Genomic DNA, 12,969 nt, shown 5'->3' on the forward strand with positions numbered 1-12,969 from the left:
GGCCGGTGGAGTACGGAATACTGTCCGCCATGCAGTCCCCCGACGACGTCGCGGCGGCGGTCGGCCGCAACGTCCGCGCCCTGCGCCAGCAGCGCCGCATGACCATCGACGGCCTCGCCGCCGCGTCCGGCATCAGCCGCGGCACCGTCATCCAGATCGAGACGGCACGGGGCAACCCCAGCATCGGCACACTCGTCGCGCTCGCCGCGGCCCTGCGCGTCGGCGTCGCCTCACTGGTCGACGGCGACGCCGCGCCGCGCGTGGTCGTCCGCCGCGCCGCCGAGGCCGCCACCCTGTGGAGCAGCGCGGCCGGGAGCAGCGCCGTCTTCCGCATCGGCACCGACCCGCCCGACGTCGTCGAGCTGTGGGACTGGACGCTGCAGCCCGGCGACGGGTTCGACGGCGAGGCCCACCCGATGGGCACCGTGGAGGTCCTGTCGGTGCTGTCGGGGCGGCTGGGCCTGCGCGTCGGCGCGGCAGGCCACGAGCTCGACGCCGGCGACACCGTGATGTTCCAGGCGCACGCCCCGCACCGCTACGAGGGCGCGGGCGACGAGCCGGTCCGGTTCGTGATGGTGGTGCTGCAGCCGGGCGACGCCGGGCTGGTGCCGCCGACGAGCATCGCCGAGGCGGCCGATCAGCAGGTGGCGCCCTGATGCACCGGGTCGACCAGCAGCGTCCCGGCCTCCACGCGCGAGACGAACACGCACGACCCGACCCGCACCTCGACCTCGTCGCGCCCGCGGAACGCGACCCCGCCCGGCGCGCCGCCCTCCGGCACGCCCTCCCACACCGGTGACTCCTGCTCGAACGGCCCGTCGCCGGCGCGCAGGACGACGCGGTGCACCGGGTCGATCGTGAACGCCGCCCCCTCCAGCACGACGAGCCGCTGGTCGCCCGACGCCACCTCCGACACCACCGCGCCCGGCTCGTCGAGGTCGATCGCCAGCCACGCCGTGATGCCCCAGCCGACCGCGGCGATCCCGCCGACCACCAGCACGAGCACCCGGGCGAACCAGAGCTTCACCGCGACCGTCAGCGCGACCGTGACCAGCAGGATCGTCAGCAGCACCCCGCCCGCGACGAACCACGAGGCGTGCCGGAGGTGGAACGGGTCGAGGACGGCCAGCCCGGTGAGCAGTGCGGCGAGGACCGCGAGCGCCCCGAGGACCAGCGCGCGGCGCAGGGTGGTCATCCTGCGGAGGGTAGGGCCGGGGCCCTCGGCGGCCCGCGCCGGTGTGCCGGTGTCAGGTGACCCAGCGGCGTCCGGTACCGGCGAGCACGCGGCCGTGACGGAGCTCCGGGAAGTGCGACCCGACGCCGACCGTGCGCCCGCCCTCGAGCTCGCGCCAGAGGCGCTCGCGGGTGCGCCGCGCGAGCGCCGGGTCGACGTCGCCGATCGAGCGCCACGTCGGTTCGTCGAGCTGGACGGGACAGGTCACCGCGTCCCCGAGCAGCAGGACCCGCTCGTCGCCGGAGGACAGCACGAGGCACAGGTGCCCCGGGGTGTGGCCGGGTGCGGGCAGCGCGGTGACGCCCGGAGCGACGGCGGTCTCGCGGTCGACGGGCCGCAGGCGCGCCGCGTGCGCCGGATCGGTGAAGCCGCGCGCGATGTGCGGGGCCATCTCGCCGGGTCCGGTGACGAAGTGCGGGTGGTCGGCCGCGCCGAACCAGATCGTGGCGCGCGCGAACACCGGGCGCGCGCCGAGGTCGAACAGCCAGCCGACGTGGTCGGCGTGCAGATGCGTGCAGACGACGTCGGTGACCTCCGCCGGCGCGACGCCGAGCGCGTGCAGCCCGGTCAGCAGCTGACCGCCGACGAGCAGCTGCGTGCCGCCGTCCTGGGCCTCCGGGCCGAGGCCCGCGTCGACCAGCACGACGCGATTGCCGGTGCGGACCAGGAAGCAGCCGATCGGCAGCCACGCGCCGCCGTGGCGGTCGAACACGTCGGGGCGCGGGTCGTCCGCCGGGTCGAGCCCGAAGTAGGCCGGGCGGGCGACGAACGTGCCGTCGGAGATCGGGTGCAGCGACAGGTCCCCGATGCGCATGGCCACCGATCCTGCCGTGCACCCCCGGAACGACGGAAGCCCTGGTCGGCGCCGTGACAGGCGGCCGATCAGGGCTTCCGGGTGGTGGAGCTGAGGGGAATCGAACCCCTGACCTCTTCGATGCGAACGAAGCGCGCTACCAATTGCGCCACAGCCCCGGTGCCCGCCGGAGCGAGCGGATCCAACCCTACCAGCCGCTCATTCCCCCGCCGCACGGCGGTAGTCGGGCCGGGCCGGGCCCTCGAGGTCGTGCAGGGCGGGGTCGTCGAGGTCGTCGCCGACGAGCGTCGTGCCGGCCGGGAGCGGGGGCGGCGGGGCCGGGGTGAGGCGCGGGAGGGCGCTCTGCTCGGCCGCGTCGGCGCCGGTGACGCGCAGCGGCCCGATCGGCTCGCCGGTGCCGGTGACGCGGTCCGGGTCGTCGTCGTGCTCGACGTCGACGAGGTCGTCGTCGTGCTCGACGTCGACGAGGTCGTCGTCGGTGTCCTCGAGCTCGTCGTCCGGCTCGGCGACGTCGTCGGCGGTCGCCCCGGAGGCCTCCTGACCGCGGCGGGCCCACCCGTCGAGCTCGGGGTCCTCGGCCGCGGGCGGGCGGTGGGTGCCGGCCATGCGGGCGGCGCGGCGGCGGCGGATCGCCTCCTCCATCCGCACCTGGCGGCGCAGGTAGACGAGGTACCCGACGAGCGCGACGTCGGCGGCGGCGTGCAGCCACCACACCGCGGGCGCCACCACGATCGCGACCAGCGCGGACACCACGGCGGTCACCAGCAGGCCCAGCACCACCCGCTGGCGGAAGGCGTAGCGGGCGCGGGCGGAGATGGCCGCGGCCTGGGGGTCGAAGCCGCCGCGGCCGGGGCGGTAGCGAGGGGCCGGGCGCTCCCAGCCGTCGTCGCCCTCCTCGTACGCGTCGTCGGTGCGGTAGTCGTCCGGGTGGTCCTCGGCCTCGTCGTCCGCGAGGTCCTCCTCGGGCGCGGGGCGGGCCTCGGGGATGCGCGCGGGCTCCTCGACCCGCGTCGCGCCGCGCGCGCCGATGCCGCGGCTGTCGTCGTCGGAGTCGTCCACGTCCACCTCCTGGATCCGGTACCGGCGCTGCGGCCGGTCGAGCACCCGCCCGGAGAGGGCGGCGTAGCTGGGCCGGGCCACCTCCTGCTGGTGCCTCGCCACCGCCGGCACGAGGATCAGCAACCAGAGCACGACCAGCCCGACGAAGATCAACGAGCTGGGCACTGGCGGCCTCCTCCCCCGACGGCACGAGCAGCGACCGCGGGGCCCACCCCGACCCAAGATCGCTCCCGGACACCACGGTAGTGAGGGAGGGCGGTCGAACAGCGCAACGACGCGCCGTGACCACCAGGTTCACCCGAGGGGCCGCAGGGACGGCTGTGACTCGTGTGGGTGATCAGGCCCGCTCGGCGCGGCCCGCAGCCACCAGCCGGCCGGCCAGGCCGCCCGGTGGCACCTCCTCGGCCGTCAGCGCGAAGCAGAGGTGGTCGCGCCAGGCGCCGTCGACGTCGAGGTAGCGGCGGAACAGCCCCTCCTCGCGGAAGCCGAGCTTCTCCAGCACGCGGCGGCTCGCCCGGTTCTCCGGGCGGACGGTGGCCTCCAGCCGGTGCAGCCCGGCCGGGCCGAGGCAGTGGTCGACGGCCAGCGCGACGGCCGCCGTGGTGACGCCCGAGCCGGTGACCCGCGCGTCGCACCAGTAGCCGACGTAGGCCGACAGCAGCGGCTCCCGCACGACGTTGCCGATCATGACGTGCCCGGCCAGCCGCCCGTCGACGGTGATCGCGAACGGCAGCGCGGTGCCCTTGCGCGCCGCCGAGCGCAGCAGCATCCAGCGCCCCGGCCACTCCGCCGACGAGTGCCGCTGGGCCCAGGTGCCGGGCATCGTCGGCTCCCACGGCGCGAGGTGGGCCTCGTCGCGCAGGCGCAGCGCCGACCACGCCGACCCGTCGCGCAGCCGGACCGGGCGCAGCTCCACGACCCCGGCGCCGACGCGCAGCGCCCCGAGCCGGGCCGGCCAGCCCGGGTGCCGGCCCCCGTAGGTGCCCGCGCCGGTCACGGCGGCGCGCTCACGCGGGCGCGGGCAGGAACGCGACCGTGACGACCTCGTCGACCGTGGCCTCCGTGACGTCCTCGCCCACCACGATCAGCCCGTTGGACTCCCCCAGCGAGGAGAGCAGGTGCGTGCCGGACGTGCCCAGCGGCTGCACCAGGTACTCGCCGGTGGCCTGCTCGCGCAGCAGGCGCGCGCGCAGGTAGCCGCGCCGGCCGGGGCGCGAGGAGATCGGGGACGTCAGCCGCGCGGTCATGGTGCGGCGGTAGGGGTCGGGGCGGCCGAGCGCGACGCGCAGCAGCGGCCGCACGAACACCTCGAACAGCAGCAGCGCCGTGGCCGGGTGGGAGGGGAACAGGAACGTGGGCACGGCGTCGGGGCCGAGGCGGCCGAACGCCTGCGTGGAGCCGGGGTGCATGGCGACGCGGGTGGCGTCGAGGTCGCCGAGCCCGGACAGCGCCGCGTGCACCTCGGCGCCGGCCCGGCCGCCCGCGGCGCCGCAGACGACGATCACGTCGCTGAACGGGAGGCGGTCCTGCATGGCCGCGCCGATCTCGCGGGCGTCGCCGCGGACCAGTCCGGCGCGGCCGGCGTCGGCGCCGGCGTCGCGGGCGGCGGCCGAGAGCGCGTGCGAGCAGACGTCGGCGACCTGCCCGGCGGACGGCGGGCGGGCCACGTCGACGAGCTCGTCGCCGACGGAGATGATCGACACGCGGGGGCGCGGGTGGACGAGGAGCTTGTCGCGCCCGGCCGCGGCCAGCAGCCCCACCTGGGTCGGGCCGACGACGGCGTCGCGGCGCACGGCCACGTCACCGGGCTGCACGTCCTCCCCGACCCGGCGGACGAACGCCGCCGACGGCACGCCGCGCGTCGCGACGAGCCGCGCGGACCCGCCGTCGGTGTAGCCCAGCGGGACCACGGCGTCGGCCAGCGTGGGCAGCGGCGCCCCCGCCGCGACCCGGACGGCCTGCCCGGGCTGCAGCCGCAGCGGCTGGCGCGACCCGGCCGGGATCTCCCCCACCACCGGCAGCGACGCGGGCTCGTGCTCGGAGGCGCCCACCAGATCGACGCTGCGGACCGCGTAGCCGTCGACGGCCGCCTGGTCGAAGCCGGGCAGCGGCCGCGCGACGATCACCTCCTCGGCGCAGCGCAGGCCGTACGCCTCGGAGATCGACACCCGCACCGGGGCCGGGCGGACCACCCCGTCGAGGATCCGTGTGAGCTGCTCGTCGACCGTGCGCATGCCTGGTCAGTCCGCCAGGCGCGCGGTCAGCCAGGAGCGGAGCTCGGGACCGTAGTCGGGGTGCTCGAGGGCGAAGTCGACGAACGCGCGCACGTAGCTGCCCGGGTTGCCGAGGTCGTGGCGCCCGCCGCGGTGCACCACCACGTGGACCGGGTGGCCCTCGGAGATCAGCAGCGCGATGGCGTCGGTGATCTGCAGCTCGCCGCCGGCGCCGGGGGTGATGCGGTCGATGGCGTCGAAGACGGCGACGTCGAGCAGGTAGCGCCCGGCCGCGGCGAACGTCGACGGCGCGTCGGCGGCGGAGGGCTTCTCCACCATGCCGTGCACCTGCTTGACGTCCGGGTCTGCGGTGTCGGTGACGTCGAAGACGCCGTAGGCGGAGATCTCCTCGCGCGGGATGTCGAACGCGCACAGCACGCTGCCGCCGAACTCCTCGCGCACCTGCGCCATCCGCGTCAGCACCCCGGTGGGCAGCACGAGGTCGTCGGGCAGGAGGACGGCGAAGGCCTGCTCGTCGTCGGCCAGCGCGCCGCGGACGCAGCCGATGGCGTGGCCCAGGCCCAGCGGCTCGTCCTGGGTGACGGTGCGGACCTCGAGCAGCTCGTGGGCCCGGCGCACCTTCGCGACCAGCTTCTCCTTGCCCCGCGAGGCGAGGGTCTTCTCCAGCTCCGAGGAGTCGGCGAAGTGCGCGGCGACGGCGTCCTTGCCCGGCGAGGTGACGATGAGCAGCTGCTCGGCGCCCGCCTCGGCGGCCTCGGCGGCGACCAGCTCGATGCCCGGCGTGTCGACGACGGGCAGGAGCTCCTTGGGCACGGTCTTCGTGGTGGGCAGGAACCGGGTCCCCAGGCCAGCGGCGGGAACCACGGCCGACCGGAACGGCGACGCTGTCATGGTCACGAACCTTATCCGCGCCGGTAGCGTGCACGCGTGACGGCACGCACCGACGATCACGAGCCGCCCACGAAAAGTGACTGGCGACGCCGGATCCTGGGCGCGCGCCGCGCGCTGGACCCCTCCGTGCGGGCCGCCCGCGCCGAGGCCCTCACCCGCCACGCCCTCGCGCTGGCCGCCACGACCGGCGGGCCCGTCTGCGCCCACCTCCCGATCGGCACGGAGCCGTGGTCGCCCGCGGGGGTCGACGCCCTGCACCGCGCCGGGCACGAGGTGCTGCTGCCGGTGGTGACGGCCGGGCCGGGCCCGCTCGAATGGGCCCGCTACGACGGCCCCGACTCGCTCGTGCCGGGGCCGATCGGCCTGCGCGAACCGTCAGGTGCCCGTCTGGGCCCCGCGGCGGTCGCGCGCGCCCGGCTGCTGCTCGTGCCGGGGCTGGCGGCCGACCGCGCCGGCGTGCGCCTGGGCCGCGGTGCCGGGCACTACGACCGCACGTTGCCCCTGGTGGCCACGGGTACGCCGATCGTGATCGTGCTCGACGACGACGAGCTCGTGGACGTCCTGCCCGCCGAACCGCACGACCACCCCATGACCGCGGCCCTGCGACCGGGCGCAGGCCACACGCTCCTCGGGAAGAAGGGGTGACCGCGGCGGGTTATGCTGGCACTCAGTGCACGAGAGTGCCAAGTGCCCGGGAAGGACTCACGAGCGTGCCCACCTACCAGTACGCCTGCACCGCCTGCGACCACCGCTTCGAGGCCGTCCAGTCGTTCTCCGACTCGTCGCTGACCGAGTGCCCGGAGTGCTCGGGTTCGCTGCGCAAGGTCTTCTCCTCCGTCGGGATCGTGTTCAAGGGGAGCGGCTTCTACCGCACCGACAGCCGCGCCGGGGCCGTGCCCAACGGCGACAGCAAGCCTGCGGGCGGCTCCTCCGAGAGCTCGGGCTCCGAGAAGAAGTCGACCGAGAGCACCACCGCCACGAAGAGCGACTCCGGTTCGTCCACATCCTCCACCGGCACCCCGGCGGCCGCGGCCGCCAAGAGCTGAGTTGTCCACAACCGGGCCGGTTCATCCACAGGCCCGGTGATCGTCGGTCACGGGGGCTGATCGCGGCCTAGCGTCGCCGGCATGGACGACGACGCGCCCGGCCCCCTGCACCGCTTCCGCGCACCGCTGGGTGCGCCCGGCTGGCGGCGCACCGCGCTGCTGCGCCGCGTCGCGGCCGGCCTGCTGACGGTGCTGGCCCTGGCACTGGCACTCGCCCCGCAGGCCCGCGGCACGCCGGTCGTCGTCGCCGTGGCCGACCTCCCCGCGGGCGTCACCCCGGCCGTGGCGGCACTGGCCGTGCGCGAGTGGCCGCCCGGCCTCGTGCCGTCCGGTGCGCTCGTCGCGGTCGCCGACGTCGCCGACCGGGTGCTGGTCGGTGCGGCGCGCGCCGGCGAGCCGCTGACCGACGCCCGCCTCACCGGGGGCGCGGGTGCCCCCGGCGGGGCGCCGCTGCCCGGCGACGAGGCCGCCGTGCCGGTCCGCCTCGCCGACCCCGACGTCGCCCCGCTGCTGGTGGCGGGCCGCCGCGTCGACGTCGTGACGCTCGGGGAGCGCGCCGGCGAGCCGCTCGTGCTGGCCTCGGACGCCGAGGTCGTCACCGTGCTGCCCGGGCCGCTGGTGCTGGTCGCGATGCCCCGCGGGCTCGCCGCTCGCGTCGCCGCCGCGGCCCTGTCCGACCAGGTCGCCGTTACCCTCCGGTGAGATCACCGACGATCACCACGAGATCCGCACGACCGGCGCGACCCGGCCGACCCGAGGAGCACGATGATCAAGGGATTCAAGGACTTCATCCTGCGCGGCAACGTCGTCGACCTCGCGGTCGCCGTCGTCATCGGCACGGCGTTCGCGGCGATCGTCTCCGCGTTCACCGACGGGATCGTCCAGCCGCTGATCAACGCCGTGTCGCCACCGGAGAGCGCGGGCCTCGGCTTCTCCCTCGTGCCCGGCAAGGAGAGCACCTACATCGACTTCTCCGCCGTGATCACCGCGGCGATCAACTTCCTGATCGTCGCCGCGGTCGTCTACTTCGTGATCGTCCTGCCGCTGAACACGCTCAAGGAGCGGCGGAAGAGGGGCCAGGAGGCCGGCCCGGCCGAGCCCACCGATGTCGAACTGCTGGCCGAGATCCGCGACCTGCTCCGCGCCCAGGGCGACCGGACCGACGAGGGGACACCGAGGGTCTGAGCGGCCCGGTTCTCCGCGGGCACGACCTCGCCCTTCCCGCGTGCTGAACAGGTCCCGCGCACCGAACAGGGTCCCGCGCGCTCCCGGGGCAGCGCGGGACCGGTCACTGGTGCCGGTGACCGAGGAGCTGGGGCCCGGAACGCGCGCGGCAGATGGGAACGCGCGGGACTGCCCTCCCCTGCCGTCCCCGCCGGTCGATGATCGCCGGGACCGCACCACCACGGCCCCCCGCACGACCACCACGCCACGGTCCCGGCGATCACCGGCGGCGGTCGGGTGGTCCCGCGCGCCGAACAGGGTCCCGCGCGCTCCCGGGGCCGCGCGGGACCTGGAAACGCGCGCGACAGACGGGAACGCGCGCGGGACCGCCATCCCGACCGACCCCGCCACCTCGATGATCACCGAAACCGCACCGCGACGGACCCCCGCACGACCACCACGTCACAGTCCCGACGATCACCGACGGCGGCTGGGCGGTCCCGCGCACTGAACATGCTCCCGCGCGCTCCCGGGGCCGCGCGGGACCTGGAAACGCGCGCGGCAGACGGGAACGCGCGCGGGACCGCCATCCCCACGGCCCCCCGCACGACCACCAGGTCACGGTCCCGAGATCACCGCTGGTGCCCGGGCGGTCCCGCGCGCTGAACATGCTCCCGCGCGCCCCCGGGGCCGCGCGGAACCCGGAAACGCGCGCGGCAGACGAGAACGCGAGCGGGATCGCCCTCCCCAACGTCCCCGCCGGTCGATGATCACCGAAACCGCACCACCACGGCCCCCCGCACGACCACCACGTCACAGTCCCGACGATCACCCGCGACGGCCGGGCCGATCAGCCGCCGCGGGGCATCAGCGGTCGTGGTGCGGCGGCCGGTCGGCGAGGAGCTGGGCCTCGTTGTCGTCGGGCACCGGGTCGCGCTCGTCGCCGGTGGTGTCGGGCAGCGCATCGCCGAACACCGCGGCCACCCGCCGCCGCTGCGCATCCGAGATCAGCGCCGCCGGCTTCCGAGCCTCGGCAGGAGATACGTCGGCCGGAGGCCCGCCGCCGGCGGGCGGCTCGGCGGGCGGTCCGTCGCCGGGAGGGCCGGCGGCGGACTCGGCGGGCGGCTCCGCGGACACGACAGCCCTAGTCCAGCCCGGACAGCTCGGCGATCACGTGGGCCACCAGCGGCGTCAGCGTGGCCATGCCGTCACGCACGGCCGCCCGCGACGGCGCCAGGTTGACCACGAGCGTGCTCCCCGAGACCCCGACCAGCCCGCGCGACAGCCCGGCGTCGACCGCACCGGCCGCCAGCCCGGACGCGCGGATGGCCTCGGCGATGCCCGGGATCGGGCGGTCCAGCACGCCCGCGGTGGCGTCGGCGGTGACGTCGCGCGGCGACACGCCGGTGCCGCCGACGGTGACGACGAGGTCGACCCCGCCGATCACCGCGGTGTTGAGCGCGTTGCGGATGGCGACCGGGTCGCCCGGCACGACCACGGCAGCGTCGACGACGAGTCGGGCCTCCTCGAGCAGCTCGGTGACCAGCGGGCCGATGCTGTCCTCGTGCTCGCCGTGGCTCACGCGGTCGTCGACGATCACGACCAGTGCACGACCGATCTGGGGTCCCGCCATTTCCATGGGCTCACCGTAGCGGCCTCACGCAGTGCGAACCCCGCAGGCCATGGCGGCCCGTCCGGCCTAACGTGGCCCCGGTGCGCATCCTGATCACGGGCGGGGCGGGCTTCATCGGCTCGCACGTCGCCGACCACCTCGCCACCGACGGCCACGAGGTCGTCGTGCTCGACGCCCTGCTCCCGCAGGCGCACGACGGCGCCCCGGCCTGGACGAACGACCACGAGTTCGTCGAGGGCGACGTCCGCGACCCCGACCTGCTCGCCCGCCTGCTGCCCGGCGTCGACGCGGTGTGCCACCAGGCGGCGATGGTCGGGCACGGCGTCGACCCCTCCGACGCCCCGGAGTACGCGAGCCACAACGACCTCGGCACGGCGGTGCTGCTGGCCGCGATGCACGCCGCCGGCAGCGGGCGCCTCGTGCTGGCCGGGTCGATGGTCGTGTACGGCGAGGGGGCCTACACCTGCGGCGAGCACGGCCCGGTCCGGCCGGGCCCGCGCCGCTTCGCCGACCTCGACGCCGGGCGCTTCGAGCCGCCGTGCCCGCACTGCGGCGCGCCGCTGGAGCCCGGGCTCGTCGGCGAGGACGCCCCGCTCGACCCCCGCTCCACCTACGCCGCGACGAAGCTCGCGCAGGAGCACCTGGCGTCGGCGTGGGCGCGCCAGACCGGCGGGACGGTCTGGTCGCTGCGCTACCACAACGTCTACGGCCCGCGGATGCCCCGCGACACCCCCTACGCCGGCGTGGCGTCGATCTTCCGGTCGGCGCTGGAGCGCGGCGAGGCCCCGCGCGTGCTGGAGGACGGGCGGCAGCGGCGCGACTTCGTGCACGTCACCGACGTGGCCGCGGCCAACGCGCTCGCCCTGGGCACCGACCCCGCGGAGGGGACGCTCGTGCCGGTCAACGTGTGCTCCGGCGAGCCGCACACCATCGGCGACCTCGCCGCCGCGCTGGCCGCCGCGATCGACGGCCCGGCCCCGGTCGTCGTCGGCGGCGCGCGCCCCGGCGACGTGCGGCACGTCGTCGCCGACCCGGCCCGCGCCCGCGAGCTGCTCGGCTTCCGCGCCCGCACGGGATTCGCCGAGGGCGTCACGGCCTTCGCCACCGCCCCGCTGCGCTCCCCCGCCGGGCGCTAGGCCCCGCAGGCGCTCAGGCCAGCGGGAGCCGCACCTCGAAGCGGCAGCCGGGGCCGTGGTTGCGCGCCTCGATCTCGCCGCTGTGCGCCGTGACCAGCCCGCGGGCGATGGCCAGCCCGAGCCCGCCGTGCGAGCCGTCGCCGGGGGTGCGGGCGCCCTCGCCGCGGAAGGCGACGTCGAAGACGCGGTCGAGCTCGGCATCGGGGATGCCGCCGCAGGCGTCGTCGACGCGCAGCCAGCCGCGGTCGCCGCTCACCCCGGCCGCCACGACGACCGACCCGGCGGGCGGCGTGTGCCGGATCGCGTTGGACAGCAGGTTGCGCACGACCCGGGCGAGCTCGGGATCGCTGCCGCGCACCACCGGCCAGCGGCAGTCCCGCGCGGCCTCCACGCGCACGCCCTTGCGCGCCGCCGCCACCGCCTCGACGGCCACGGCCTCCGACACGACCTCGTGCAGCGGCACCGCCGCGAGCGTCAGCGTCAGCGCGCCGGAGGTGATCCGCGAGAGCTGGAACAGGTCGTCGACCATCCCGGACAGGCGCACGGTCTCGCCGCGGATCCGCCGCGCGTACTCGGCCACGTCCCCGGGGTCGCTGACGACGCCGTCGGTCAGCGCCTCGCTCATCGCGCGGATGCCGGCGAGCGGCGTGCGCAGGTCGTGGCTGATCCAGGTCACGAGCTCGCGCCGCGACGCCTCGGCCGCCCGCTCGGCGTCGTGGGCCTCGTGCAGCCACATGACGTCGTTCGCGATCCCGCGCCCCAGCATCATCGCCGCGGGCACGGTCACCGCCGCGACCACCGCGCAGACGACGAGGAACCCCGCGAGCTGCGGGGTGTACATGAACCCGCTGACGCCGATCAGCCCGGTCAGCGTGGCGACGACGGGCACCAGCACGAGCACGGTGACGGCGGCGGTGAGCGAGCGGCGCCGCATCCGCGCCAGCAGCAGGCCGCCCAGCAGCGCCACCGGCACCGAGAACGCCACCGCCAGCGGCACCGAGGCGAGCAGCCAGGCGATCACGGCGCGCCGTCGTAGCGGTAGCCCACGCCCCACACCGTCGCGATCCGCACCGGCGACGTCGGGTCGTCCTCGATCTTCTCGCGCAGCCTGCGGACGTGGACGGTGACGGTCGACTGGTCGCCGAAGTCCCAGCCCCACACGCGTTCGAGCAGCTCGGCGCGGGTGAACACCTGCCCGCGGCGGCGCACGAGGAAGGCGAGCAGGTCGAACTCGCGGACGGTCAGCGCGAGCTCGCGCTCCCCCACCGACGCGCGGCGGCCGGGGATGTCGACGCGCAGCGCACCGTCGACGACGGGGTCGATCCCGGTCTCGCGCACCGGCCGCTCCCGCGAGCGCCGCAGCACCGACGCCACGCGCAGCACGAGCTCGCGCGGGCTGAACGGCTTCGTCACGTAGTCGTCGGCGCCCAGCTCCAGGCCCAGGACGCGGTCCTCCTCCTCGCCGAGCGCGGTGAGCATGACGATCGGGACGCCGACCGACCCGCTCCGCAGCCGCCGGCACACCTCCAGCCCGCCCAGGCGCGGCAGCATGAGGTCGAGGACGACGACGTCGGGCACGCGGCCGGCCACCGCGCGCAGCGCCGACTCCCCGTCCCCGGCGACGTCGACGCGGTAGCCCGCGCGGTCGAGGTAGCGGCTGACGACGTCGCGGACGGTGACGTCGTCGTCCACGACCAGCGCGAGCGGGCGGTCGTTCATGGCGCCAGGCTAGGGCGCCGCCCGGGAACGTCGGCCGAC

General features: G+C 76.1%; 15 protein-coding genes and 1 tRNA gene. 6 read left to right on the forward strand and 10 right to left on the reverse strand.

Going from position 1 to position 12,969, the window contains the following annotated elements; genetic code table 11:
• Positions 1-29 precede the first annotated feature (29 nt).
• A complete protein-coding gene (locus HOP40_RS03950; protein WP_172154750.1) occupies positions 30-656 on the forward strand; it encodes a helix-turn-helix domain-containing protein in 627 nt (208 codons plus the stop codon).
• Here the strand turns inward: HOP40_RS03950 and HOP40_RS03955 are convergent.
• The 7 genes from HOP40_RS03955 to HOP40_RS03985 all read right to left on the reverse strand — a co-directional run bounded on the left by HOP40_RS03955 (position 638) and on the right by HOP40_RS03985 (position 6,232).
• Positions 638-1,195, reverse strand: coding sequence for a hypothetical protein (locus tag HOP40_RS03955; RefSeq protein WP_172154752.1), 558 nt, complete (start codon positions 1,193-1,195; stop codon positions 638-640). The two genes, HOP40_RS03950 and HOP40_RS03955, sit on opposite strands and share 19 nt — an antisense overlap.
• Before the next feature lie 52 nt (positions 1,196-1,247).
• Complete coding sequence (locus HOP40_RS03960) at positions 1,248-2,048, reverse strand: MBL fold metallo-hydrolase (protein WP_172154754.1); 801 nt, start codon at positions 2,046-2,048, stop codon at positions 1,248-1,250.
• Between the two features lie 82 nt (positions 2,049-2,130).
• A tRNA-Ala gene (locus tag HOP40_RS03965) sits at positions 2,131-2,206 on the reverse strand.
• Positions 2,207-2,246: 40 nt separating this feature from the next.
• On the reverse strand, positions 2,247-3,272 hold the full coding sequence (gene sepX, locus HOP40_RS03970) for a divisome protein SepX/GlpR (RefSeq protein WP_172154756.1): 1,026 nt from the start codon (positions 3,270-3,272) through the stop codon (positions 2,247-2,249).
• A gap of 172 nt (positions 3,273-3,444) precedes the next feature.
• Positions 3,445-4,104, reverse strand: coding sequence for a GNAT family N-acetyltransferase (locus HOP40_RS03975; protein ID WP_172154758.1), 660 nt, complete (start codon positions 4,102-4,104; stop codon positions 3,445-3,447).
• A gap of 10 nt (positions 4,105-4,114) precedes the next feature.
• On the reverse strand, positions 4,115-5,341 hold the full coding sequence (gene glp, locus HOP40_RS03980) for a molybdotransferase-like divisome protein Glp (protein ID WP_172154760.1): 1,227 nt from the start codon (positions 5,339-5,341) through the stop codon (positions 4,115-4,117).
• Positions 5,342-5,347: 6 nt separating this feature from the next.
• Positions 5,348-6,232, reverse strand: coding sequence for a UTP--glucose-1-phosphate uridylyltransferase (locus HOP40_RS03985; RefSeq protein ID WP_172154762.1), 885 nt, complete (start codon positions 6,230-6,232; stop codon positions 5,348-5,350).
• Between the two features lie 36 nt (positions 6,233-6,268).
• On the opposite strand from HOP40_RS03985, the gene HOP40_RS03990 reads away from it, so the two are divergent.
• From HOP40_RS03990 to mscL, 4 genes are all read left to right on the forward strand, one after another.
• Entirely contained in the window at positions 6,269-6,877 is a 609-nt protein-coding gene (locus HOP40_RS03990; RefSeq protein ID WP_172154764.1) for a 5-formyltetrahydrofolate cyclo-ligase, read from the forward strand.
• A 65-nt stretch (positions 6,878-6,942) separates the two neighbouring features.
• Complete coding sequence (locus tag HOP40_RS03995) at positions 6,943-7,278, forward strand: FmdB family zinc ribbon protein (protein WP_172154765.1); 336 nt, start codon at positions 6,943-6,945, stop codon at positions 7,276-7,278.
• Positions 7,279-7,359: 81 nt separating this feature from the next.
• A complete protein-coding gene (locus HOP40_RS04000) occupies positions 7,360-7,980 on the forward strand; it encodes a CpaB family protein (RefSeq protein WP_240157496.1) in 621 nt (206 codons plus the stop codon).
• 63 nt (positions 7,981-8,043) lie between these two features.
• Positions 8,044-8,463, forward strand: coding sequence for a large-conductance mechanosensitive channel protein MscL (mscL, locus tag HOP40_RS04005; RefSeq protein ID WP_172154766.1), 420 nt, complete (start codon positions 8,044-8,046; stop codon positions 8,461-8,463).
• A gap of 1,123 nt (positions 8,464-9,586) precedes the next feature.
• Here the strand turns inward: mscL and HOP40_RS04010 are convergent.
• Positions 9,587-10,075, reverse strand: coding sequence for a MogA/MoaB family molybdenum cofactor biosynthesis protein (locus HOP40_RS04010; RefSeq protein WP_372451515.1), 489 nt, complete (start codon positions 10,073-10,075; stop codon positions 9,587-9,589).
• 80 nt (positions 10,076-10,155) lie between these two features.
• On the opposite strand from HOP40_RS04010, the gene HOP40_RS04015 reads away from it, so the two are divergent.
• Positions 10,156-11,211: an NAD-dependent epimerase/dehydratase family protein gene (locus tag HOP40_RS04015; protein WP_172154768.1), complete on the forward strand. Its 1,056-nt coding sequence runs from the start codon at positions 10,156-10,158 to the stop codon at positions 11,209-11,211.
• 13 nt (positions 11,212-11,224) lie between these two features.
• On the opposite strand, the gene HOP40_RS04020 is transcribed toward HOP40_RS04015, so the two are convergent.
• Positions 11,225-12,232: a sensor histidine kinase gene (locus tag HOP40_RS04020; protein ID WP_240157497.1), complete on the reverse strand. Its 1,008-nt coding sequence runs from the start codon at positions 12,230-12,232 to the stop codon at positions 11,225-11,227.
• Positions 12,229-12,930 (reverse strand): response regulator transcription factor, encoded by a 702-nt coding sequence (locus HOP40_RS04025; RefSeq protein ID WP_172154769.1) that lies wholly within the window; start codon positions 12,928-12,930, stop codon positions 12,229-12,231. Before HOP40_RS04025 ends, HOP40_RS04020 begins: the two co-directional genes overlap by 4 nt.
• Positions 12,931-12,969 lie beyond the last annotated feature (39 nt).

The sequence above is a fragment of the Pseudonocardia broussonetiae genome, from assembly GCF_013155125.1.
Classification (GTDB): domain Bacteria; phylum Actinomycetota; class Actinomycetes; order Mycobacteriales; family Pseudonocardiaceae; genus Pseudonocardia; species Pseudonocardia broussonetiae.

Coding starts and splice junctions, on each gene's coding strand:
- HOP40_RS03985 (WP_172154762.1), bottom strand. CDS start 6,232: ATGACAGCGTCGCCGTTCCGGTCGGCCGTGGTTCCCGCCGCTGGCCTG.
- HOP40_RS04010 (WP_372451515.1), bottom strand. CDS start 10,075: ATGGCGGGACCCCAGATCGGTCGTGCACTGGTCGTGATCGTCGACGAC.
- HOP40_RS04000 (WP_240157496.1), top strand. CDS start 7,360: ATGGACGACGACGCGCCCGGCCCCCTGCACCGCTTCCGCGCACCGCTG.
- mscL (WP_172154766.1), top strand. CDS start 8,044: ATGATCAAGGGATTCAAGGACTTCATCCTGCGCGGCAACGTCGTCGAC.
- HOP40_RS03950 (WP_172154750.1), top strand. CDS start 30: ATGCAGTCCCCCGACGACGTCGCGGCGGCGGTCGGCCGCAACGTCCGC.
- glp (WP_172154760.1), bottom strand. CDS start 5,341: ATGCGCACGGTCGACGAGCAGCTCACACGGATCCTCGACGGGGTGGTC.
- HOP40_RS04025 (WP_172154769.1), bottom strand. CDS start 12,930: ATGAACGACCGCCCGCTCGCGCTGGTCGTGGACGACGACGTCACCGTC.
- HOP40_RS03955 (WP_172154752.1), bottom strand. CDS start 1,195: ATGACCACCCTGCGCCGCGCGCTGGTCCTCGGGGCGCTCGCGGTCCTC.
- HOP40_RS03960 (WP_172154754.1), bottom strand. CDS start 2,048: ATGCGCATCGGGGACCTGTCGCTGCACCCGATCTCCGACGGCACGTTC.